The sequence below is a fragment of the Mesorhizobium sp. M0317 genome, assembly GCF_040321555.1.
In the GTDB taxonomy this organism is placed as follows: domain Bacteria; phylum Pseudomonadota; class Alphaproteobacteria; order Rhizobiales; family Rhizobiaceae; genus Mesorhizobium.
In genome coordinates, this window is record NZ_JAMYRV010000052.1 from 26,565 (window position 1) to 49,761 (window position 23,197).

23 protein-coding genes and 1 tRNA gene are annotated in these 23,197 nt (G+C 62.8%); 17 read left to right on the forward strand and 7 right to left on the reverse strand.

The window, feature by feature from the left end:
• Positions 1 to 53: 53 nt before the first annotated feature.
• Complete coding sequence (locus NKI88_RS27340) at positions 54 to 296, reverse strand: GIY-YIG nuclease family protein (RefSeq protein WP_352518982.1); 243 nt, start codon at positions 294 to 296, stop codon at positions 54 to 56.
• A gap of 260 nt (positions 297 to 556) precedes the next feature.
• Positions 557 to 647, reverse strand: a tRNA-Ser gene (locus tag NKI88_RS27345).
• 464 nt (positions 648 to 1,111) lie between these two features.
• Here NKI88_RS27345 and NKI88_RS27350 point away from each other — a divergent pair.
• Positions 1,112 to 2,284 (forward strand): porin, encoded by a 1,173-nt coding sequence (locus tag NKI88_RS27350; protein ID WP_352625976.1) that lies wholly within the window; start codon positions 1,112 to 1,114, stop codon positions 2,282 to 2,284.
• 239 nt (positions 2,285 to 2,523) lie between these two features.
• The gene (locus NKI88_RS27355; protein ID WP_352625977.1) at positions 2,524 to 3,600 is read left to right on the forward strand and encodes a tyrosine-type recombinase/integrase; all 1,077 of its coding nucleotides are present in this window, start codon (positions 2,524 to 2,526) and stop codon (positions 3,598 to 3,600) included.
• A gap of 52 nt (positions 3,601 to 3,652) precedes the next feature.
• On the opposite strand, the gene NKI88_RS27360 is transcribed toward NKI88_RS27355, so the two are convergent.
• Together NKI88_RS27360 and NKI88_RS27365 are read right to left on the reverse strand one after the other, a co-directional pair.
• Positions 3,653 to 4,555 (reverse strand): alpha/beta fold hydrolase, encoded by a 903-nt coding sequence (locus NKI88_RS27360; RefSeq protein WP_352658520.1) that lies wholly within the window; start codon positions 4,553 to 4,555, stop codon positions 3,653 to 3,655.
• 311 nt (positions 4,556 to 4,866) lie between these two features.
• Positions 4,867 to 6,900, reverse strand: coding sequence for a lytic transglycosylase domain-containing protein (locus NKI88_RS27365; RefSeq protein WP_352658522.1), 2,034 nt, complete (start codon positions 6,898 to 6,900; stop codon positions 4,867 to 4,869).
• 277 nt (positions 6,901 to 7,177) lie between these two features.
• On the opposite strand from NKI88_RS27365, the gene dapA reads away from it, so the two are divergent.
• The 3 genes from dapA to NKI88_RS27380 all read left to right on the forward strand — a co-directional run bounded on the left by dapA (position 7,178) and on the right by NKI88_RS27380 (position 9,354).
• On the forward strand, positions 7,178 to 8,059 hold the full coding sequence (dapA, locus tag NKI88_RS27370) for a 4-hydroxy-tetrahydrodipicolinate synthase (protein ID WP_352658539.1): 882 nt from the start codon (positions 7,178 to 7,180) through the stop codon (positions 8,057 to 8,059).
• Positions 8,060 to 8,084: 25 nt separating this feature from the next.
• The gene (gene smpB / locus NKI88_RS27375; RefSeq protein ID WP_352658524.1) at positions 8,085 to 8,564 is read left to right on the forward strand and encodes an SsrA-binding protein SmpB; all 480 of its coding nucleotides are present in this window, start codon (positions 8,085 to 8,087) and stop codon (positions 8,562 to 8,564) included.
• Between the two features lie 82 nt (positions 8,565 to 8,646).
• Entirely contained in the window at positions 8,647 to 9,354 is a 708-nt protein-coding gene (locus NKI88_RS27380; protein WP_502909500.1) for a glycoside hydrolase family 25 protein, read from the forward strand.
• 268 nt (positions 9,355 to 9,622) lie between these two features.
• Here the strand turns inward: NKI88_RS27380 and NKI88_RS27385 are convergent, their stop codons facing one another.
• Together NKI88_RS27385 and NKI88_RS27390 are read right to left on the reverse strand one after the other, a co-directional pair.
• A complete protein-coding gene (locus NKI88_RS27385; RefSeq protein ID WP_352518921.1) occupies positions 9,623 to 10,288 on the reverse strand; it encodes a uracil-DNA glycosylase in 666 nt (221 codons plus the stop codon).
• On the reverse strand, positions 10,285 to 10,866 hold the full coding sequence (locus NKI88_RS27390) for a LabA-like NYN domain-containing protein (RefSeq protein ID WP_023670234.1): 582 nt from the start codon (positions 10,864 to 10,866) through the stop codon (positions 10,285 to 10,287). The genes NKI88_RS27385 and NKI88_RS27390 overlap by 4 nt, the downstream gene beginning before the upstream one ends.
• Positions 10,867 to 11,198: 332 nt before the next feature.
• On the opposite strand from NKI88_RS27390, the gene rpoZ reads away from it, so the two are divergent.
• From rpoZ to recO, 11 genes are all read left to right on the forward strand, one after another.
• Positions 11,199 to 11,600, forward strand: a complete 402-nt coding sequence (gene rpoZ / locus NKI88_RS27395) for a DNA-directed RNA polymerase subunit omega (protein ID WP_023670235.1) — start codon at positions 11,199 to 11,201, stop codon at positions 11,598 to 11,600.
• Positions 11,601 to 11,727: 127 nt separating this feature from the next.
• Complete coding sequence (locus tag NKI88_RS27400) at positions 11,728 to 13,959, forward strand: RelA/SpoT family protein (protein WP_352658528.1); 2,232 nt, start codon at positions 11,728 to 11,730, stop codon at positions 13,957 to 13,959.
• Positions 13,960 to 14,124: 165 nt separating this feature from the next.
• A complete protein-coding gene (gene pyrE / locus NKI88_RS27405) occupies positions 14,125 to 14,703 on the forward strand; it encodes an orotate phosphoribosyltransferase (protein WP_023687283.1) in 579 nt (192 codons plus the stop codon).
• A gap of 11 nt (positions 14,704 to 14,714) precedes the next feature.
• Positions 14,715 to 15,095: a VOC family protein gene (locus tag NKI88_RS27410; RefSeq protein WP_023692854.1), complete on the forward strand. Its 381-nt coding sequence runs from the start codon at positions 14,715 to 14,717 to the stop codon at positions 15,093 to 15,095.
• 264 nt (positions 15,096 to 15,359) lie between these two features.
• Positions 15,360 to 15,944: a DUF2062 domain-containing protein gene (locus NKI88_RS27415; protein ID WP_352658530.1), complete on the forward strand. Its 585-nt coding sequence runs from the start codon at positions 15,360 to 15,362 to the stop codon at positions 15,942 to 15,944.
• A complete protein-coding gene (gene acpS / locus NKI88_RS27420; protein ID WP_023738565.1) occupies positions 15,941 to 16,354 on the forward strand; it encodes a holo-ACP synthase in 414 nt (137 codons plus the stop codon). Before NKI88_RS27415 ends, acpS begins: the two co-directional genes overlap by 4 nt.
• Before the next feature lie 90 nt (positions 16,355 to 16,444).
• Positions 16,445 to 17,194, forward strand: a complete 750-nt coding sequence (gene lepB, locus NKI88_RS27425) for a signal peptidase I (RefSeq protein WP_023670241.1) — start codon at positions 16,445 to 16,447, stop codon at positions 17,192 to 17,194.
• Entirely contained in the window at positions 17,194 to 17,910 is a 717-nt protein-coding gene (gene rnc, locus NKI88_RS27430; RefSeq protein WP_023684493.1) for a ribonuclease III, read from the forward strand. The genes lepB and rnc overlap by 1 nt, the downstream gene beginning before the upstream one ends.
• A complete protein-coding gene (gene era, locus NKI88_RS27435) occupies positions 17,907 to 18,833 on the forward strand; it encodes a GTPase Era (protein WP_023670243.1) in 927 nt (308 codons plus the stop codon). The genes rnc and era overlap by 4 nt, the downstream gene beginning before the upstream one ends.
• Positions 18,834 to 18,877: 44 nt before the next feature.
• On the forward strand, positions 18,878 to 19,771 hold the full coding sequence (locus NKI88_RS27440) for an aminoglycoside phosphotransferase family protein (RefSeq protein WP_352658532.1): 894 nt from the start codon (positions 18,878 to 18,880) through the stop codon (positions 19,769 to 19,771).
• A 102-nt stretch (positions 19,772 to 19,873) separates the two neighbouring features.
• A complete protein-coding gene (gene recO, locus NKI88_RS27445) occupies positions 19,874 to 20,665 on the forward strand; it encodes a DNA repair protein RecO (protein WP_352658534.1) in 792 nt (263 codons plus the stop codon).
• 101 nt (positions 20,666 to 20,766) lie between these two features.
• Here recO and NKI88_RS27450 read toward each other — a convergent pair whose 3' ends face one another.
• Positions 20,767 to 21,231, reverse strand: a complete 465-nt coding sequence (locus NKI88_RS27450) for an NUDIX hydrolase (RefSeq protein ID WP_023687287.1) — start codon at positions 21,229 to 21,231, stop codon at positions 20,767 to 20,769.
• 246 nt (positions 21,232 to 21,477) lie between these two features.
• Here NKI88_RS27450 and NKI88_RS27455 point away from each other — a divergent pair.
• A partial coding sequence (locus NKI88_RS27455; protein ID WP_352658536.1) for a DUF2339 domain-containing protein occupies positions 21,478 to 23,197 on the forward strand: 1,720 nt, incomplete at its 3' end.

Sequence of the window (23,197 nt, forward strand, 5' to 3'; positions counted from 1 at the left end):
TATTGTTGAAGTTTATTGAAAAAAATGGAACTTTGCGGCAGGTGATGCGGCCATCACCACAGGCGCTTGTTGGCGAAAGTATGCCCTGAACCGGATTTGAGATAGCGCTCGAATGAAGCTGCCTTGGCCTGGTTCGAAAAGGCCATATAGGTGACGATCCGCCACGGCAGAAACTTGGATGTATGGCTGGATTTCCCCGCATTGTGCTCGACAAGCCGTCGTTTCAGGTCCGTCGTTATGCCGATATAGCGTTCGCCTTCCGCAGCCGTACTCTCCAGAAGATACACATACCACATGAGCTGCTCTCCTTTGCCGGGGCTTCGGAGGGCATCCTCCTGCTTCGCGCTGAGGTGGGCTTGTCCTGCGAAGCTCGAAGAGCGAAGCAGGACTTCCAATCGAATTTTGCAAGGGATTCTCTGGGCTTACGCTGTGCGGCACGTAGCACGCCACACGGTCCGGCCCTCCTACGCCAAGGCTTCGGAGGGCATCCTCTCCGCCATCCTGCTTCGCGCTGAGGGTTGGGTTTGTCCTGCGAAGCTCGAAGAGCGAAGCAGGATGGCGGAGAGGATGGGATTCGAACCCACGAGAAGCTTTTGACCTCTACTCCCTTAGCAGGGGAGCGCCTTCGACCACTCGGCCACCTCTCCGTTGCGCCGCTGGATAGAGAAAAGCGCCGGCACAATCAACAAGCCGGCGCGATAATCGTTGAAAAATCCGCATTCCGCCGCAGCGGCGCGTTTTGCATGCGGCGATTCTACGGCAGTTCCCTGGCTGGCGAGTCGGCGACATGGCCGCAATTCTGGCCGGCCATCGCCGGATTCGGCCACATTGCGCGGCGCTGGATAAGGCTTGCAGGCCCTTCGATAGTTAATGAGAGCTTTCTGACTGAGGCCAAATCGTGTCATTTGTGCAACAACGCATGGGGATAGCGTCCGCACAGCCCTTTCGCCGGTACGATCGTGGTTGAACGCCGCCGCCTCATGGGTAATGTCGATTTCGAAGGAGCGGCGCGGTGCGCATCTTTTTCGGTAGTGGGGATGGGGCAGGGAACGCTGTCCTTCAGCAAAGAATACCCAGACCCGTTTTTTAACTTTTGACTGGAGGTCAGAAAATGAACATTAAGAGCCTTCTCCTCGGCTCCGCTGCGGCCCTGATCGCAGTTTCCGGTGCGCGCGCCGCCGACGCCGTCGTCGTCGCCGAGCCGGAACCGGCTGAATACGTCAAGATTTGCGACGTTTACGGCTCGGGCTACTTCTACATTCCCGGCACCGAAACCTGCCTGCGCATCGGCGGCTATGTCCGCTACGATATCGGCGCCGGCGACGTCGGCGCATTCACGGGTGCGGAGTCGCTCGACCACGAAGATGGTGACGCGCAGGACACCTGGTACAAGAATGCCCGCGCCACCTTCAAGACCTGGACCGGCCAGGAAACCGAACTCGGCACCTTGAAGACCTACACCGAGACCCGCTTCAACTTCGGCAACAACAATCGGTACGCCACCAACATCGCTGATGATCCGGCCACACCCCTCGTCGATGAAACCGCTTTCGATAGCAATCCGGCCGGCATGAAGAGCGTTTCGCTGAACTTCGCCTGGATCCAGCTCGGTGGCTTGCGCGTTGGTAAGGACGAATCGGCCTTCAATACGTTCATCGGCTATGCCGGCAACGTCATCCAGGATACGCTGGTCCCCTACGGCGGCTTCGACACCAACGTCATCCAGTACTATTTCGATGCGGGCAACGGCTTCTCCGCCGTCCTCTCGCTCGAAGAAGGCGCTGGCGTCGTCGGCACCATCGACAGCTATGTTCCGCATGTCGTCGGCGGTCTGAAGTATACGCAGGGCTGGGGCGCCATCACCGGCGTCATTGCTTACGACAGCAACTATGAAGAAGTAGCCGGCAAGGTGCGTTTGGACGTCACCCCGATGCAGAACCTGTCGCTGTTCATCATTGGCGGCTACGGCACCGACGACAATCTGTCGGATCCGACCTGGGCAATCCCGGCCGGCGGCCGCGGCTTCTACAAGCAGTGGGGCGGCAACTGGGCAGTCTGGGGTGGTGGCACCTACACCATCAACGAGAAGACCTCGTTCAACGTCCAGCTTTCGTATGACGAGGACAAGAACTTCGGCGCCGCGGCGAACATCGCCTATGACGTCGTCCCCGGCTTCACGGTCACGGCCGAAGTCGACTACATCAACGTTGGCGACTCCGATTGGACCGATGCCCGCGATGACGACGCCATTGGCGGCATGCTCCGCTTCCAGCGCTCGTTCTAAGGGCTAGCTTTAAACAGGTGAATACCAGCCCGGGCGATTCAACGCCCGGGCTGTTTTGTTTCGTGACTGGGTCAAGACAAGCAGAAGGAACAGGGGGAATCGGCAGCTGAACAGTCCGTAGGGTGAGTTCGTGGGATCCGCTGATGGTGGATGAATTCACAACTGCGTGATTAAATCTCTTGAAAGGACGCTTCCAAGCGGGTAGGTCTGACTCTATCCACTCGGGGGTGTGGCAATTTATGACCATCGAAGCGATACAAGAGGGCGACCCCTCCGAACATTTCTCAATGTTCTCTTCTCAAAATGCGAAGATAAAATACAGCTACAACAAGATCAGAGAAGTAAAGTCGCACCGGGTCGGAGAGCTTTTTTCAGCGTACCGAGACATACTCTGGGATGATGGGCGACATAAGTACAATGTCAGCTCCTTCATCGGCGAAATAGACGAGATTCTCCTCGGAGAACGGTTCAGCGCCTTCGACCAGAGCACCCTTGACAACCTTATCGGCACCTTGCGCCAGCGCGGCAACAGCAACGCAACCATCAATCGAAAGATGGCTGCCCTCAGCAAACTGCTGCGCAAGGCTTACAAGATGGGGGATATCCACAGCCTGCCCGAGTTCCGCCGCCAGAAGGAGCGGGCGGGACGGATACGTTTCCTCGAAAGGGACGAAGAAGCAAGGCTGTTCGCCGCCATCAGGACCCGCAGCGAGGATGCCTACCGTCTTTCATGCTTTCTCGTGGACACCGGATGCCGTCTCGGCGAGGCGCTCGGACTGATCTGGAACGACATCCAGGAACACCGCGTCTCGTTCTGGATCACCAAATCCGGCCGCAGCCGCACCATCCCGATGACCGAGCGGGTCAAAGAGGTGATCAAACTGCCGCCCTCAGAGGGCCGCCGGCCCAAAGGTCCGTTCACCAAACTCAGCCAGGCGCAGTTTCGCGCCATCTGGAACGATGCCAAGGCCGAGGTCGGCCTCGGCGCCGACGACCAGGTGGTGCCGCACATCTTGCGTCACACCTGCGCCTCACGTCTGGTCCAGGGCGGCATCGACATCCGGCGCGTGCAGATGTGGCTCGGCCACCAGACGCTTTCGATGACCATGCGCTATGCGCATCTGGCCACCAACGATCTCGACGGCTGCGTCGTCGTGCTGGAAACGCCCCGCGGCGAAGGGCTGTCCGGTGATGGAAAAAACTCCGCCTTCGCATCGCCGCTGACCACGGCCTCAGTGCCAACGCCTGCCCAAAAGAGCAAAACGGCAGCGGCGAAGGCACCCAAGACGCCCCGGAAAAGCTCGAAAGCCAAATAGTTACCCAAGGCTTTTGCCATGGCAACCCCAGGATCATATTTGATCTTGGGGTTTACTTATCCTGGGCCGTATTTAGTACTCCATCCAGGAAGGCCGCGATAGCGCCCGGCAGGTTGCCTGTCTCCAGGAAGGGGGCATGGCCTTGGCCCTCGACGGTGGTCGCTTCCATGCCGGGATGACGCTTTTGCATCTCGTCGAGTGTGTCGGCCGACAAGAGTTTCGAGTTGGCGCCGCGAATGGCAAGCAAAGGTATCGCCGCCAGCGCCTCGAACTGTGGCCACAGATCCGGCAACGGCTTGCTGAGGTCGAGGCCCGCCACCGTCTCGACCAGTTGGGGGTCGAAATCCGGCAACAGGAGGCCTTCGTCCGTCTCGCGGTAGAGGGCCGACACCATCCGCTCCCAATCCGCCGCGGTCAGAGCGGGAAAATCCGCGCCGTGCGCGACGCGTTGCGCATCGATCGCCTCATGGCGGCTCTTCGGTTTCGGTGCCGGGTCGAGATAGGTTTGGATATGGGCCAGCCCCGCGGCCTCGATCACGGGTCCGATGTCGTTCAGCACTATGGCTTTCAGTATGGCTGGCCGCAGCGCGCCGAGCACGTGGATGATCAGTCCGCCACGCGATGTGCCGATGAAGGCCGCTTCCTCGACGTCCAGGGCAGCCAGCCCGGCGAGGACATCGCCGGCCTCGATGCCGATAGTGTAGTGGCCGATATCAGGGTCGTAAGCGGACTGGCCGCGGCCACGGTAGTCGAAGGCGATGACCTTGCGCGGATTGTCGGCCCGCTGTGACAAATAAAGCGCCAACTCATGAAAGTCGCGCGCGTTGCGGGTCAGGCCGGGCAGGCAGACCACCGGCCAGTTTCCCGAGTTTGTCTCACCGTAGATGCGAGCGTGAAGTCTGAGGCCGTCCGGCGCTGTGTAGAAGAAATCGGAAAAGCCGTCGGTGCTCGACATATTGAAAGGACTCCCTGGCCGGATTGTCTCCGTCTGCTACAGGCGAGGGTGGGAGCGGTCAAATCGAGGGTTGTCGGCAAGCTGACACTCTTGGAAATGTCGGAGGGACAGCGCCCCCCTCTGTCCTGCCGGACATCTCCCCCACGAGGGGGGAGATTGGCGGTTCAGGCGCTACGCCCTTCCTTCGACGTTGGAGATTGGCGAAATCGGCAACGACAGCTGATCTCCCCACTCGTGGGGGAGATGGCCGGCAGACCAGAGGGGGGCGCGAAGGATCGCCAACGTCTGCCCATGGCGACAGCTCTGCCGCCTCAACCCCGCCCGTTCACCAAATCCCCAACGATGTCGTACTTCCCCGAAATACGCATCTTGTAGACCTCGTAATTCTCCATCACGCGCTGCACGTAACTTCTTGTTTCGGTGTAGGGAATCCGCTCGATCCAGTCGACGACGGCGTCGATGCCCTTGCCGCGCGGGTCGCCGTACTTGGCTACCCATTGGCTGGCGCGGTTGGGGCCGGCATTGTAGCCGGCGAAGGTCAGCACATAGGAGCCGCCGAAGCGGTCGAGCTGCTCGCCGAGGAAGGCAGCCCCCAACGTCGCATTGTAGCCGGCATCGCTGGTCAGCCGATCCTGGGAAAAGCTCAGTCCTGCCTTCTTCGCCAATTGCTTGGCGGTGCCCGGCATCAGCTGCAGCAGGCCGCGCGCGCCGGCGCTGGAGACGGCGCCGACATTGAATTCGCTTTCCTGGCGGGCGATCGCGTAGGCCAGCGCCTTGCCCGAGCCGGAAATGTCGGCGGTGTCGGGAATGACGCCCAGCGGATGCGACAGCGCGCCGACATCGATGCCGCGCGCGCCGGCGATCTTGCCGATCTTCAGCGCCATGAAATGATTGCCCTGCTTTTCCGCCAGCACGGCAAGCAGCGCCAGCTCGCCGGGGCTGGTCAACTGCCCGGCGAGGTCGCGGTAAAGCGTCTCGGCATAGCGGTCGTAGCCCGCCTCCTGCAGCCGCTTGATGGCGCTGACGGCTTCGCGGCCGTCAAAGCTTTGGCGGTCGACAGTGCTTGGCTCGGGATAGGCGATGTTCAGCGTGCGCAAGCCAACCCGTTCCGCCGCCAACTGCCCGTAGAAAGTGGTGCCATAGGCTGCCGCCTTGGTGAAATAATCCTTCGCATTGCCGGGACCGCCGACTTCCGCCGCGCGGCCAAGCCAGTAATAGGCGCGTGACAGCGACATCGGTCCCTGCGCGAGATCGGCGATGCGGGCAAAATGGGTCGAGGCCGTCGCAGGATCGTTGAGGCCGCGCAGCGCATACCAGCCGGCGTGGAATTCAGCCTCGGCGGCGCTGGCGGGACTTGCGGCGGCGTGCGCGGCAACGATCTTGTAGGCGGTCTTCCAGTCGCTCTGATCGACCAGCGCGCGCGACAGCACGCGGCGCTCGACCCACCAGGCATCGGGATCGACCAACGCGTCGCGGTTCGTTGGCGCTTTCATCATCACCGCGGCGGCGTCCGCAAACTTCCGCTGCTTGCGCAGATATTCGGCTTGCGCGAAGAAATAGCCGGCCGATTGCTGTGCGGCAGGCACTGCTTTCAACAGCTTGGCCGCGTTCTTGTCGCCACGCGAGGCGGCGGCCCAGGCATCGGCCAGCGGTTGCGCGCCGGCAAGTGCTGCGACCCGCAGTGCCGAATTCTCCCGGTCGGCATAAAACATCCGTTCCATGCGGAAACGATGGTCGGCAGCCGGAATGATGGCGCCAAACTCCTTGCTGACGGCCGCCTCGTCCCTGGCTTCCAGCTTCTCGGTGCGCCAGAATGGCGACAGCACGGAAAGCGCAGCCTTGGTGTTGCCAAGAGCTACATAAGAACGGGCAAGGATGACCACGCCTTGAAAGGTCAGCGGCTGGCTGCCGTCAAAGGCTTTCACCACGGTCTGCGGCGACGGGTTTTCGCGATAAAGCGCGCGCTCGCTGTTCTTGCGCAAGGCCATGGTGCCCGGCCAGTTCGGCAGCATCTTTGCGGTATCGGCAATCTCGCTGCTCGGCACACGGTCGCCGCCATAGAGCGCGATCGCCCAGGCAAGGATATGACGGTCCAGCGAATTGGCCGGCAATGTTTCGCGCACCGCTCGTGCCGCGGCGATATCGCCGGTGGCCAATGCGTCGAGACCGCTTTTCAGCACGACGATACTGGCGGAGGGCGCCTCGGTCTGCGCTCTGTCTTGCATGTCAGGCATCGGGATCGATGAGGTCGTCTGCTCGTCGACGCTCTCGTTTGCCGCCGTCCCCACTATCAGCAGGGCAACGGCGCCAAGCAATATGAAGCGGAGTGGCCGACTGGCCGGCATGATCCTGATCTTTCCCTGTTGCGGCACTTTAGATGGCAAGCCCAGGTGCCCGAGAGCCTAGACTTAGGTCGTGAAGAGCCCGTAAACAAAGGGTTATCCAGGCCGTTCGAATTGCGCTTGCTGGCACCATCGGCATGCTTGCCGCGCAACAGTGTCGAGACTATGGTGCGCGGCTTCGCTTTCGGCTAGAAGGCGCCCGATGCAGTCGCCCAAAAGTGGGAACCGGTTTTGGGACGACGACATGCATAAACAAACAAGTCCCAAGGAGTTGGACGACATGCTGAGAGGCTCGCTTACTGCGCTCGTGACGCCGTTCGAAAAGAGCGGACGTTTCGACGAGAAAGCCTTTCGCGCTTTCGTCGAATGGCAACTTGGCGAGGGCACGACGGGCCTCGTCCCGGTCGGCACCACCGGTGAGTCGCCGACGCTGTCGCATAACGAGCATCGCCATGTCGTCAAGGTCTGCATCGATGTGGCCAAGGGCCGCGCTCCGGTCGTCGCCGGCGCCGGCTCCAACAACACCGCGGAAGCGGTCGGTCTGGTGCAATATGCCGAGCAGGCGGGCGCCGATGCCGCTCTGGTCGTCACGCCTTATTACAACAAGCCAACACAGCGCGGCTTGTACGAGCATTTCGCTGCTGTCGCCAGGGCGACCAAGCTGCCGATCATCATCTACAACATCCCGCCGCGCTCGGTGATCGACATGATGCCGGAGACGATGGGCAGGCTGGCGCACGACTTCAAGAACATCGTCGGCGTCAAGGATGCCACCGGCAAGGTCGAGCGCGTGTCCGAACAGCGCGCCACCTGCGGCAAGGAGTTCATCCAGCTTTCAGGTGAGGATGCCTCTGCCCTCGGCTTCAACGCTCATGGCGGTGTCGGCTGCATCTCGGTGACGTCGAATGTCGCGCCGCGGCTGTGCGCCGAATTCCAGGAAGCCACACTGTCCGGTGACAGCGCCAAGGCGCTGGAATTGCAGGACCGTCTGCTGCCGCTGCACAAGGCCATCTTCCTCGAGCCCGGCCTGTGCGGCGTCAAATACGCGCTGTCGAAGATTGGCAAGGTCGAGAACGTGGTGCGCTCGCCGCTGGTGACCATCGAGGCGTCGACCGCCGAGAAGATCGATGCGGCGATGAAGCACGCCGGCTTGATAAACTAGGGATGAGGCGCCACCTCTCCACATCATGAACCAAGTCAGAAAAGCCGATCCCAACAACAAAACCGTTGCGGAAAACCGCAAGGCGCGGTTTTCCTATGAGGTGCTCGACACCGTCGAGGCCGGCCTGGTGCTGACCGGCACCGAGGTCAAGTCGCTGCGCCAGGGCCAGGCCAACATCCAGGACAGCTACGCCTCGGTCGAGGGTGGCGAGATCTGGCTGATCAATTCCTATCTGCCGGAATATCTGCAGGCCAACCGCTTCAACCATGAGCCCAGACGGCGCCGCAAGCTGCTGCTCAAGAAGCGCGAGATGGCAAAACTCGCGCAGAGCATCGACCGCGAAGGCATGACGCTGGTGCCGCTGAAAATCTACTTCAACGACCAGGGCCGTGCCAAGCTGCTGCTCGCCGTCGGCCGCGGCAAGAAACTGCACGACAAGCGCGAGAGCGAAAAACAGCGCGACTGGTCGCGCGAAAAGGGCCGGCTCATGAAGGAACGCGGCTAGAACCTCGGGCAGTCCCAGAAAAGCCAGACGTCGGCTTTCAAGTTTCGAACAGCTGCAGCAGCGACACACGATGGGGAAAGGTTTGAAGAACCGGATCATCCTCTGGGGTGCGGCCAGTCTGGTCTTTGCCGGCCTCGTCGCGGCAGGCGGCTTCTTCTATTTCCGGACCTTCTCGCCGGATCGTGACAGCTATCCGGTCAGGGGTATCGACGTTTCCCATCATCAGGGTGAGATCGACTGGCGCCGCGTTGCCGCCGACGATGTCGCCTTCGCGGTCATCAAGGCGACCGAGGGCGGCGACCATGTCGACGATGCCTTCGCCAAGAATCTGCGCGAGGCGCGCGCGGCCGGCCTCGCCGTCGGCGCCTATCACTTCTTCACCTTCTGCCGGCCGGGCGCCGACCAGGCGAAAAATTTCATCGCGGTGGTGCCGCACGACCAGCCACTGCTGCCACCGGTCGTCGACATCGAATTCGGCGGCAACTGCCCGCAACGCCCGTCGCCGGAACAGCTGAGCGCGGAACTCCAGGCCTTCCTCGGACCGGTTGAAGCTGCGTTCGGCAAGCCGGCGATCATCTACCTGACCGACGAGGCTGAGGACGCCTATGCCGGGAAAATCGACGTTCGCCCGCTCTGGCGTCGCTCGTTGCTCCTGGAGCCAGGTCGCAACGACTGGATCTACTGGCAGTACCACAATATGGGCCGCGTCGACGGCATCGTCGGCGATGTCGATCTGAACGTACTGCAGGGCGGGCAGGAGAAGCTGGCTGAGTTGTTTGCCGCGCCTTGACCTGGCGTGCTCGACCGGCGCGAGATTGGAACCAAACATCGCGGCGCTGATCGGCCCTACCCAGCGTTCCGGCCAGTCTGCGCGCTAACGAAGGTCGGTTTCAGACCGAGCGCTTCCGGGACTTTCATGATTGTCGCAATTCCGGCTTCCCGTCGCCGCTCAAGGCTTTGGAGAGCGCCTGTCTCGTCATGCCTGCCTTTCGGCAAGCTTCGTCATCCGCGCCCGGGCAAACCAAGGGCAAGATCGTGCTGGCGGGGTTCTGAAGGCGTTAATTGCGCAGGAAGGCGGCGATGTCGCTGAATACCTTGACAAACATGGGTTCGGTCAAAACACCGGTGTTTGTGTTGTAGCGCGAGCAGTGATAGCTGGAAAACAGCGTGACGCCGCCGGCCGGCAACTGACCGCCGTGCTTGAACGGATAGGCGGCGACGCGCTGGCCCAGCGCCCTGACGGTCGACTGGTGGGCGATGGAGCCCAGCGCCAGCACGGCGCGCAGTTTGGGAAAGCGTGCAATCGTCGGCACCAGAAAGCTGCGGCAAGTGGCGATCTCGGCGCCGACCGGCTTGTTTTCAGGCGGCACGCAGCGCACCGCATTGGTGATCGCGGTGCCGACCAGCTGCAACCCATCATCCGGCCGCGCCTTGAACTCGCCGCGGGCAAAACCGTGAGCGATCATCGTGGAGTAGAGCAGGTCGCCGGCATAGTCGCCGGTAAACGGCCGCCCGGTGCGGTTGGCGCCGCGCAGGCCGGGCGCCAGCCCGACGATCAGCAGCTCGACGGCGTCCTCGCCATCAGGCGGCAGGAAGGTCGGCACCGGCGCGTTGAACCACGACGGCTCGCGCTGCCGCCAGTCTGCGATGAAATCATGCAGGCGTGGGCAGAGGGGGCAGTCGCGGTCGGGTTCGGGAGCGGCGTCCAAGGCCGCCGCCGTCAATAGTCTTCCTCTTCGACTTCGGCCGGCTCGGGCCTGCGCACCGGCCGTTCGGAAGGATCGCGGCCGACCTCGTTCTTCAGCGAGGTCAAATCGATGAAATGGTCGGCCTGGCGGCGCAGATCGTCCGAGATCATCGGTGGTTGCGAGGCCATGGTGGAGACGATCGAGACCTTGCGGCCGCGCCGCTGCAGCGCTTCGACCAGTGTGCGGAAATCGCCGTCGCCGGAGAAGATGACATAGTGGTCGACGACATCGGCAAGTTCGAGCGCATCGACGGTCAGTTCGATGTCCATATTGCCCTTGATCTTGCGGCGGCCGGTCGAGTCGGTGAACTCCTTGGCCGGCTTGGTCACCACCTTGAAGCCATTATAGTCGAGCCAGTCGATCAGGGGACGGATCGAAGAGTATTCCTGATCCTCGACCAGAGCGGTGTAGTAATAGGCCCGCAGCAAATAGCCGCGCTTCTGGAAGCTGGACAGCAGTTTGCGGTAGTCTATGTCGAAGCCGAGTGCGCGCGAGGTGGCGTAGAGATTGGCGCCGTCTATGAAAAGAGCGATTTTTTCACGGGGGTCGAACATGGCAATATTCCTTTTTCGAAATAGGTGGCGGACTAATCGAAATGGGTCGTTTATATCGCTCGGCTCGTAAATAAACCGGCTGACCTTTCGTCAACCGAGATAGCGCCAGTTTTACGGCAATCCAAGGGTGCCGGGGCGCACTGCAAGCAATTGTGATCGGAGCCGTGTCGTCGCCCGGTAGGCGGGCTTCGCCGGCAAGGCATTCAGCGGCGCCAGAAGCTGGCATTCGCCAGCCCATGGGGCCACAGAGCCATAATGCTTGTATTTTGGCGGCGTTCGGGTTATGGACCGCGCCTGTTTTCCATCAAATCCAGGCATGAAAGGGGCAATCAATGGCCCGCGTAACCGTTGAAGACTGCATCGACAAGGTCGACAACCGCTTCGAGCTCGTGCTGCTTGCCGGCCATCGCGCCCGCCAGATCAGCCAGGGCGCGCCGATCACCGTGCCGCGCGACAACGACAAGAACCCGGTCGTGGCGCTGCGCGAGATCGCCGACGAGACGCTGTCGCCCGACGACCTCAAGGAAGATCTGATCCACTCGCTGCAGAAGCATGTCGAGGTTGACGAGCCCGAGGCCGACGGCGAGGCGATCGCCGACCAGACCGGCAACGCAGTTGCAGCTACCGACGCCGACGACGCGGAAGAAAACGTCACCTTCGATCGCATGACCGAGGAAGACCTTTTGGCCGGCATCGAGGGCCTGGTTCCCCCGGAAAAGAGCGACGACTACTAATCGCTGCCCTGGACCTGCCGGGAATATGGTTCCGGCACTTCCGTCCCGTGAGTTTCGTGGCTATCTATGAGATGCGCCGTACATCAGTGCGGCGCATCAATCATTTCAGCACCGTGAGAACCCGCCCATGATGCGTCAGTATGAGCTTGTCGAGCGCGTCGCGCGCTACAAGCCTGACGTCAACGAGGCGCTGCTCAACAAGGCCTATGTCTACGCCATGCAGAAGCATGGCCACCAGAAGCGCGCTTCCGGCGATCCCTATTTCTCGCATCCGCTCGAAGTCGCCGCCATCCTCACCGAAATGCACATGGATGAGGCGACGATCGCTGTCGCCTTGCTGCACGACACGATCGAGGACACCACCGCGACGCGGGCCGAGATCGACGATCTGTTCGGCCCCGAAATGGGCAAGCTGGTCGAAGGCCTGACCAAGCTGAAGAAGCTCGATCTCGTCTCCAAGAAGGCCGAGCAGGCGGAAAACCTGCGCAAGCTGTTGCTGGCCATCTCGGAGGATGTCCGCGTTCTGCTGGTCAAGCTCGCCGACCGTTTGCACAACATGCGCACCCTCGACCACATGCCCGAGGCCAAGCGCCTGCGCATCGCCGAGGAGACGATGGACATCTACGCGCCGCTGGCCGGGCGCATGGGCATGCAAGGCATGCGCGAGGAACTGGAAGAGATCGCCTTCCGCTTCATCAATCCGGAAGCCTACCGCGCCGTCACCGCGCGGCTTGCCGAGATATTCGAGCGCAACAAGGGTGTGCTGACCGACATCGAAAAGGCGCTGTCGGCGCTGTTCGAGAAGCATGCCATCAATGCCGGGGTGAAGAGCCGGCAGAAGAAGCCGTGGTCGGTGTTCCGCAAGATGGAGGCCAAGGCGCTGTCCTTCGAGCAGCTCTCGGACATCTTCGGCTTCCGCGTCGTCGTCGACAGCGTCGAAGACTGTTACCGCGCGCTCGGCGCCATTCACACCACATGGTCGATGGTACCTGGCCGCTTCAAGGATTACATCTCGACGCCCAAGCAGAACGACTACCGTTCGATCCACACCACCATTGTCGGCCCATCGCGCCAGCGCGTCGAACTGCAGATCCGCACCCGCGAGATGAACAAGATCGCCGAATATGGCGTCGCCGCCCATTCGATCTACAAGGACACCGGCGGCAAGACGAACGGTGCCGCCCATGCGATCTCGAAGGAGACCAACGCCTATGCCTGGCTGCGGCGCACCATCGAGCAACTGGCAGAAGGCGACAACCCGGAAGACTTCCTCGAAAATACCAAGCTGGAGCTGTTCCAGGACCAGGTATTCTGCTTCACGCCGAAAGGCATGCTGATTGCGCTGCCGCGCGGCGCCACGCCCATCGACTTCGCCTATGCCGTGCACACCGATGTCGGCGATACCTGCGTCGGCGCCAAGGTCAACGGCCGCATCATGCCGCTGATGACGGAACTGAAGAACGGCGACGAGGTTGAGATCATCCGCTCCAAGGCGCAAGTGCCGCCAGCGGCCTGGGAGTCGGTGGTGGTCACCGGCAAGGCGCGTTCAGCCATCCGCCGCGCCACCAAGAACGCCATTCGCAAGCAATATTCAGGTCTTGGTGCCCGCATTCTCGAGCGCGCCTTCGAGCGCGCCGGCAAGACCTTCACCAAGGAAAGCCTGAAGCCGGTGCTGCACCGGCTGGCGCGCAAGGACAGCGAAGATGTGCTGGCCTCGGTCGGGCGCGGCGAACTTGCCTCGACTGACGTCATGAAGGCCGTCTTCCCAGACTACAAGGACGAGCGCGTCACCGTCAGCGCCCCCAAGCAGCGCGAGGAGGGCTGGTCGAAGATCCGCAACGCCGCCGGCATGCTGTTCCAGATGCCCGGCACCCGAGCCGCGCGCAAGGACAAGGACCAGCCGCGCGATGGCGCGGTGCCGATCCGCGGCGTGCGCGGCGACCTGCCGGTGCGTTTCGCGCCGGAAGGGGCCGTGCCTGGCGACCGCATCGTCGGCATCGTCCAGCCGGGCACCGGCATCACCATCTATCCCATCCAGTCGCCGGCGCTGCAGGCCTTCGACGACCAGCCGGAGCGCTGGATCGACGTGCGCTGGGACATTGACGAGCAGACCAAGGAGCGCTTTCCGGCGCGCGTCTCGGTCACCGCCATCAACGCGCCGGGCTCGCTCGCCGATATCGCCCAGGTCGTTGCCTCCAACGACGCCAACATTCATACGCTGTCGATGGTGCGCACCGCGCCCGACTTCACCGAAATGCTGATCGATCTCGAAGTCTGGGATCTGAAGCACCTCAACCGGCTGTTGTCGCAGCTCAAGGATAGTTCGAGCGTCAGCGATGCGCGGCGTGTGAATGGGTGAGTAGTGAATAGTGAATAGTGAATAGTGAATAGTGAATATTGAATAGTGAATATTGAATAGTGAATAGTGAAAGAAGGCGCTCACACTACCATTCACCATTCACCATTCACCATTCACCATTTAACCATTCACCATTCACCATTCACCATGGACATGGGGCGAGTTATGAATACCGACGAGGTGCTGGGCATTTTCCGCGAGGCGGGCGCTGTTCTGGAGGGGCATTTCATCCTGACGTCCGGCCTGCGCAGCCCGGTCTTCTTGCAGAAGGCGCGCGTCTTCATGCATGCCGACAAGACCGAGCGCCTGTGCAAGGCGCTGGCCGAAAAGATCCGCAAGGCGGTGCCTGGCAAGATCGACTATGTCGTCGGCCCGGCGATCGGCGGCCTGATCCCGGCCTATGAAACATCGCGCCATCTCGGCGTACCTGCCATTTGGGTCGAGCGCGAAGGCGGCGAGTTCAGGCTGCGCCGCTTCGAGATCGCGCCGGGATCGCGCGTCGTAATCGTCGAGGACATCGTCACCACTGGTCTTTCGATCCGCGAAACCATCGACTGCCTGCGCGCGATTGGCGCAGAGGTCGTGGCGGCGGCCTGCATCATCGACCGCTCGGCCGGCAAGACCAATGTCGGCGTGCCGCTGATCGCGCTTGCCGAATATGAGGTGCCGGCCTATCCCGCCGACCGCCTGCCGCCGGAACTTGCCGCCATTCCCGCCGTTAAGCCAGGAAGCCGCAACATCTAGGGGACATCACAATGATCGCCGGCATCGATCATTTCGTGCTGACGGTCCGCTCTGTGGAGGACAGCTGCGCCTTCTACCAGCGGGTGCTTGGCCTCAAGCGCCTCGACGAGCCGAACCGGCCGACGGCGTTGCTGTTCGGATCGCAGAAGATCAATCTGCATCAGGTGGGCCGCACCTTTGAGCCCAAGGCCAAGGTGCCGATGCCTGGGTCCGGCGATTTCTGCCTGGTCGCCGCAAGGCCGCTTGCCGAGATTTGCGCCCGTCTGGAAGCCAATGGCGTTGCCATCGAAGTCGGTCCGGTCGAGCGCACCGGCGCCCGCGGTAAGATGATGTCGGTCTATTTCCGCGATCCGGACAGCAATTTGGTCGAAGTCAGCGAATATCGGGAATAATCTATCCGCCTCGGCGTCGTCTCGCGCGGGCCTTGCCGTCGTCGGGGAGCTTTCATCGATATTGTCCTCAGTTTCGCCCCAATGGCGCTCTTGTTACCCGCCTGCGGCAGACCATCGCGGCGGCGTTTCATTGTTCCGCCGCAAGGCAGTCGCTATATCAAAGTCGTTGTTGCCTTTCTGCGCCCTCGAAGCGCAAGATGGAGCGACCGCGCCCGGCCAGGGATGGTTGCAATTTGGGCGTGATGAACCGGGAACTGGAACAGAGTGCTTTTTCGACGCCGAAAGCCTGATGGCATTCTGGAGCGGGTGCGTACCTATCTGTGGCCGCGCCGCTCGTTTTCGCGCTCGTTGCAATATTTCTCCAAGCGCATCCTGCGGCTGAAGGCGACACCGCATGCAGTCGCGGCCGGCGTCGCGGCCGGCGTTTTCGCCTCCTTCTTTCCGCTCGGCTTCCATTTTGCCGTCGCCGCCGTGCTCTGCTGGGTGGTCGCCGGCAATCTGGTGGCCGCCGCCCTCGGCGCGGTATTCTTCGGCAATCCGCTGACTTTCCCGCTGCTGTGGGGAGCGTCCTGGGAAGTCGGCAAGCTGATCCTGCATGAACGCCTGCCCAAGAACGGACCGCCTGCGCATCTTGGTGAGATGATGCACACGCTGTCGTTTGCAAAACTGTGGCATCCGGTGCTCGAGCCGATGCTGATCGGCGCGGTGCCGCTCGGCCTGATCTTCGGGCTGATCTTCTACGGTATCACCCGCTGGGGGATGACAGCCTTTCGCGAGCAGCGCAGGAAGCGAATGGCAGAGCGGGCGCATAAGGCCCGGCACCGCGGACGGGAAGTTCCGGCGGAATGATCATCGGCATCGGCAGCGACCTGATCGACATCAGACGCATCGAAAAGTCGCTGGAACGGCATGGTCAGCGCTTCATCCAGCGCATCTACACCGAGGTCGAACAGGTCCGCTCGGAAGGCCGCAAGGGCCGCGCCGCCTCCTATGCCAAGCGGTTCGCCGCCAAGGAGGCCTGCGCCAAGGCGCTTGGCACCGGGCTGGCGCAGGGCGTGTTCTGGCGCGACATGGGGGTCGCCAACCTGCCCAGCGGCGCGCCGACCATGGCGCTGACCGGGGGAGCGGCGGCACGGCTGGCCAAAATCCTGCCACACGGGCACAGAGCGGCGATCCACCTCACAATCACCGATGATTTCCCGCTTGCTCAAGCCTTTGTGATCATCGAGGCGTTGCCCGCCGAACAAGCGCCACATTGATTGCATCAGACGACCGCTATCTAACGCCGACTTGACGTTGCCCAGCGCGCGCCGAGACTCTATACCATCCAACGCACAATCGAGGACGACATGAGCGTGGCTGAAAAATCCGAGAAGAAATCCGGCGGGCTTGGCGAAATCGTCAGCGTCATCATCCAGGCTTTGCTGCTGGCCATGGTCATCCGCACCTTGCTGTTCCAGCCCTTCTCGATCCCGTCCGGCTCCATGCGGCCGACCTTGCTCGAAGGCGACTATCTGTTCGTCACCAAATGGTCCTATGGCTTCTCGCGTTATTCGCTGCCATTCGGCCCCGACATCTTTTCCGGCCGCATCTGGGGTTCCGATCCGAAGCGCGGCGACGTGGTGGTCTTCAAGTTCCCGCCGGATCCGTCGCTCGACTACATCAAGCGCGTCGTCGGCCTGCCCGGCGACAAGATCCAGATGAAGGACGGCCAATTGTTCATCAACGGCCAGGGCGTGCCTCGTGTGAAAACCGGCCAGATCCAAAATCCTGATATCACGGAAGTGCCTGAGCCGGTCGACGTCTATCGCGAGACCCTGCCCAACGGCGTCAGCTACGACACGCTCGACCTGACACCGAATTCGATCACCGACAACACCCGCGAGTTCGTCGTGCCCCCCGGCAACTATTTCATGATGGGCGACAACCGCGACAATTCCTCCGACAGCCGCCTCAGCGTCGGCTACGTGCCGGCGGAGAACCTTGTCGGCCGCGCCAACATCGTCTTCTTCTCGATCGCCGGGAAGGCGAGCCCGCTCGAGATCTGGAAATGGCCGTCCCTGGTGCGCCTGTCGCGCCTGTTCCATTTCGTAAATTGATGGCTTTGAAGCGCCCGACGGGTGAAACTCTGGCCGATTTGGTGACAGCCAAAACCGGCCATTCCTTCCGGGACGTCCGTTTGCTCGAGACCGCGCTGACCCATTCCAGCGCGGTCAAGGCAAGCAGCAACAACCAGCGCCTCGAATTCCTTGGCGACCGCGTGCTCGGCCTGATCGTTGCCGACCTGCTTTTTGAAAAGTTTCCTGAGGCGCCGGAAGGTGAAATCGCCCCGCGCTTCAATGCCCTGGTCGATGCGCGGACATGCTCCGAGATCGGCATTGAAATGCAGCTCGAAGATCTGGTTCGGGCCGACGCTGCCTTGAAGGCGCGCTCGCGTGGCTCGGGCGGAAACTATCTGGCGGATGCAGTCGAAGCGCTGATCGCGGCGGTCTATATCGATGGCGGCCTCGATGCGGCAAGGCAATTCGTCCTGCGTTACTGGGAGCCGCGCTCGCAAAAGGTGGTGGCCAAGCCGCCCAATCCGAAATCCGACCTGCAGGAATGGATCGCCAAGACCAGCGATGTCAGGCCCGAATACGCGATCGAGAAACGCGAAGGACCTGAACATCAACCGGTTTTCACGGTGTCCGTGAAGGTCGGCGGTTTTGCGCCGGCGAGCGGCACGGGCGGCTCTCGCCGCGCAGCCGAAGAAGCGGCGGCATCGGCGTTTCTTACGCGCGAAGGCATCTGGGCCAACCAAGGGAGTGCGGCATGACCGGCAGCGAAGATCTCCCTCCGGCAGCGGAGGCCACGCATTCCGGCTTCGTTGCCCTGATTGGGGCGCCCAATGCCGGCAAGTCGACGCTGGTCAACCAACTGGTCGGCGCCAAGGTGTCGATCGTGACCCACAAGGTGCAGACCACCCGCGCCATCGTGCGCGGCATCGCCACGCATGACAACGCGCAGATCGTCTTTGTCGATACGCCCGGCATCTTCAAGCCGAAGCGCCGGCTCGACACCGCGATGGTGACCACCGCCTGGGGTGGCGCCAAGGACGCCGATATCGTGCTGCTGCTGATCGATGCCGAGCGCGGCATCAGGGGTGACGCCGACGCCATCCTCGAGCGGCTGAAGGACGTCCGCCAGCCGATGGTGCTGATCCTCAACAAGGTCGACCGGGTCAAGCACGAGGCGCTGCTGGCCCTGGCTGCGGCAGCAAACGAAAAGGTGCCGTTCAAGCGCACCTTCATGGTCTCGGCGCTGACCGGCTCCGGCTGCAAGGATTTGCTCGACTATCTCGCGCAAGCGCTGCCGGTCGGCCCCTGGTACTATCCGGAAGACCAGATCTCGGACCTGCCGATGCGCCAACTGGCCGCCGAGATCACCCGCGAGAAGCTGTATCTGCGGCTGCATCAGGAGTTGCCCTATTCCTCGCATATCGAGACCGAGAAATGGGAAGAGAAACCGGACGGCTCGGTGCGCATCGACCAGACCATCTATGTCGAGCGCGACAGCCAGAAGAAGATCGTGCTCGGCCACAAGGGCGAGACCATCCGCGCCATCGGCCAGTCGGCGCGCATGGAAATAGCCGGCATTCTCGAGCAGAAAGTGCACCTGTTCTTGTTCGTCAAAGTGCGTGAAAACTGGGGCGACGACCCCGAGCGCTACCGCGAGATGGGGCTTGAGTTTCCCCATTGAGCTTCATCGTCTAGAAATGCCGCCCGGCAGTTTGAGACGATGACATGCCTGATCCAAAACCGACCATCGATACCGATCTCGTGCGCCGGCTGGTCAACGCGCAGTTTCCGCAATGGCGGCATCTGCCGGTGAGGCCGGTGGCGTTTGGCGGCTGGGACAACCGAACCTTCCACCTCGGCAGTGATATGACTGTGCGGCTGCCGAGTGCCGCACCATATGCCTTGCAGGTCGAAAAAGAGCACCGCTGGCTGCCCAGGCTGGCGCCGCTTCTGCCGCTGCCGATCCCGGTTCCACTGGCGATGGGCGAGCCCGGGGAGGGCTACCCCTGGCATTGGTCCGTCTACCGCTGGATCGACGGCGAAACAGCCAAGACCGCCGAAATCGCCGATCGCCCACAGTTCGCGGTCGATCTGGCCAAGTTCCTCATTGCGCTCCGGCGGATCGATCCGGCGGGCGGGCCGCCCCCGGGCCAGCACAATTTCTTCCGCGGCGGATCGCTGAGCGTGTATGACAACCAGACAAGGGAAGCACTCCAGGCGCTGGAGGGGCAGATCGACACCCAGGCGGCCACCGCTGTCTGGGATGCGGCCCTTGCCGCCACCTGGCAAGGGTCGCCCGTCTGGTTTCACGGCGACGTCGCCTGGGGCAACCTTCTGGTCCAAAACGGCCGCCTGAGCGCCGTCATCGACTTCGGCACCTCCGGCATCGGCGATCCATCCTGCGACCTGGCGATCGCCTGGACATTCTTCCAGGGCGAGAGCCGGGAGGCATTCCGGGCTGCCATCGACGTCGATGAAGCGACCTGGGCGCGCGGCCGCGGCTGGACGCTGTGGAAAGCGCTGATCACCGTTGCCGGACACGACGCCAACCAGGCCGAGGCGGAACGACCGCGCCGCGTCATCGTCGGCGTTCTGGCCGATCACCGGGAATTCGCGTGATCAGAGCCTTTCGACGATGTGTGGGGATCCAATGTCAGCACAGATCGCACGCGGCGCGCCAAAATCTTGATTTAGCCACGCAACCGGTGACAAGCTCCTGCCATGGAATGGCGCGACGAGGGAATCATACTCGGCACCCGCAAGCATGGCGAAACCAGCGCCATTCTCGAGGTAATGACGCGTGCGCATGGCCGCCATCTCGGCCTGGTGCGCGGCGGGCGCTCGCGCAAGCAGCAGCCGGTGCTGCAGCCCGGCAACCGCGTCGACCTTTTGTGGCGGGCACGCCTCGACGAGCATCTCGGCACCTTCCAGGCCGAGGCGATCGAGATGAATGCCGCCCGGTTGATGGACAGCGCAGTCGCCGTCTACGGCCTGCAGACCATGGCCGCGCATCTCAGGCTCCTGCCGGAGCGCGACGCCCATGGCGGCCTGTATGAGACGCTTGCCGTGATGATCGCCCATCTGGACAATTCGGATGCCGCCGGCGAACTGGTGGCGCGCTTCGAACTGCTCATCCTCGACGAACTCGGCTTCGGCCTCGATCTCAGCCAATGCGCGGCGACGGGCGCCAGGCAGGATCTGGCCTATGTCTCGCCGAAATCCGGCCGTGCCGTGTCGCGAGCCGCCGGTGCGCCGTGGCGCGACAAGATGCTGGCGCTGCCGGCCTTCCTGCGGCGCGGCTCCGGCTTGCGGGCGGACCACGCGGCACTCGAGGACGCCTTCCATCTGACCGGTTTCTTTTTCACCCGCCATGTCTACGAGCCGCGCGGCATCGAACAGCCCGATGCCCGTGCCGGCTTCCTCGCCGCCTTGCGCAAGCATCATTCGGGCGGCAAGGCCGCCCTTACGGCAGACGCTGCGCCAGAAGGGGGAGGGAGACTCGGTGGGTGCTGACCTCCGCAAACCGTCCAGGTTCACACCACAAGCTGCATGCGGCAGCATTCCCTCCCCCTTGTGGGGAGCGTTAGGGTGGGGGTACTCGTAGGGCAAGAGCCTCAGCCGGCTTTGCGATGCTCCATGAAATCATCGAGGATGGCGCGCTGACCGCCGAGGATCTTGAGGCTGGCCTCGGCGAAGGAAAACCAGCCGGCCCTGTCGATTTCGGGAAATTCCCTCGTCACGCCTGACCTGGGCGGCCATTCCATCGTGAACATGTTGCTTTTAACGGCATCGGGATCGAAATCGGCTTCGACACTCCAGGCGATGACGATCTTGCCGCCGGCTTGCCGATAGCTGCCGACAGGCTCGAAATCACCCTCGATGCTGACTCCGAGTTCTTCCCCAGCCTCGCGCCGGGCGGCGGCCAACTCATCTTCATTGTCCTCGACGAGGCCCTTGGGGATCGACCAAGCGCCTTCATCCTTCCTTGCCCAGAACGGGCCGCCGGGATGGACGAGCAGAAATTCGAGAATGCCGGCCCTTGTTCGGTGGATCAGCAGCCCTGCACTTCGTTTCGGCATTCGATTTCCTCACAGTTCATCCGAGGATAGCATGGCTCCTGGGCAAGTGGCGGCGGCATGCCATTCCTGGCTATCTCAGATGATGGATGAGGATAAAGACCGTAGGCCGCTGGAAGTTGCCGACGAAACATGCTCGATAACTTCTTTTCGGCACCATTGCGGTGGCGTGACTTGAATAGCCGTCTGGGGTGGCCGTGTGGCCGCCGCAATTGTCAGTGAAAACTGGCCTGGTTTGGGGGAACCGCCATGTTTGAAAGCCTGATTGGCGCCGTCGTCGTTATCGTGCTTTTTGTCCTCGTCTTGCGCCAGCAGGGCCGCGTCAGTCTGATCGAGCGCGAGCTCGGAGCGCTGCGCAGCCTGGTTCTGTCCGGCGTGCATACGACACCGCCCGTTACCAAACCGGTCGAGCAGGCTGCAAGCGCACCGGCGGATGCCGCTCACGCTGGCGCACCAGTTGCCAACATAGCTTCGCCAACAACAGCCGACGCGGCACATGCCCAGGCACCGGCCGCCGAAGCCGATGCGGCCACCAGCGAGGTCGTGCCAGAACTGTCAGCCGCGGCCAAGGCGGCATTCACCGGATCCGCGCCTGCCGCCACGGCGAAGGCAGCCCGCCAGTCCGAGGTCGAAACGGCGCTCGGCACCCGTTGGGCGGTCTGGGTCGGCGGCGTCGCATTGGCTTTGGGCGGCCTGTTCCTGATCCGCTACACCATCGAGGCCGGCATTTTCGGCCCCGAAGTGCGGCTGTCCCTGGCGGCGCTGCTCGGCCTGGTGCTGATCGGCGGCGGCGAGTTCATCCGCCGCACCGGCTTCAAGGTGCCGGTGCAAGGGGCTGCAGGCGCCTATATTCCGGCGATCCTGACGGCTGCCGGCGCCTTCATCCTGTTCGGTACGGTCTATGCCGCGCACGCCATTTACGGTTTCGTCGGCCCGGCCTTCGCCTTCACCGTGCTCGGCGCCATCGGCGTAGCGACCATTGTCGCCGCTCTCGTCCACGGCCAGGCCCTGGCCGGCATCGGTCTTGTCGGCTCCATGGCGACGCCGGCGCTTGTGTCCTCGCAGGCGCCCAACCCATGGGCGCTGTTCGTCTACCTGGCGATCGTACTTGCCGCTACAGCCGTGATCGCCCGCATTCGCGACTGGAAATTCCTGATTGCGGCGGCCTTCTTCGGCACCGGCGCCTGGACCATCGTCTACATGATGAGCACGCTAGTCGCCGACCTTGCCGTCATCCTGTTCACCGACGCGGTGACGCTGGCGGTGCTTGCCTTTGTCTGGCTGGGCACACGTGACAGCGAAGCGGAGACGGCGAAGACCGGCTTCGACTGGCCCTCGATCGTGCCAGGCGTTTTCGTTGCGTTTTCAGCGCTAGGCCTGTCCGTCGACACGACGCTGGTCGCCGCCGGTGGCGCCTTGCCGGGCGCCTTCGTCCTCGTCGCCCTTGTCGCCACCGCACTCTACCGGCCGCGCGCGCTGCCGCTGCTGCATGCCGCCGGCGTGGTGAGCGTGATGATCCATCTCGGCATCATTCCGCCCACCACCATCGGCTCCGACATAACCCAGGGGAATATCGGCTTTGACGGCATGCCGGTGGCGGCCGGAAATCCGTTGACGCTGCGCATCGGCATTGCCCTCGGCCTGGTTTTCATCGGCGCCGGCTTCTGGGCCGCACGCCGCTTCGCCGCCTCAGCACGGGTCCGCGCGGCATGCTGGGCGGCATGGGGCGTCGCTGCGCCGCTGCTTATTCTGCTGACGCTGTGGCTCGCCTACGGCAATCTCGACCGCGACCTTGTCTACGCAGCGATAGCTGCCCTTCTGGTCGTGGGGGGGGGGGGGCGGGGGGCGGGGGGCGCGGGGGGGAGGGGCGCGCCCCCGCCCCGGCGGGGGGGCCCGCGCCCCGGGCGCGGGGGGGGGGGGGGGGGGGGGGGGAGCGGGGGGGCGCGAGGGGCGCCGCAGCGGGGGGGGG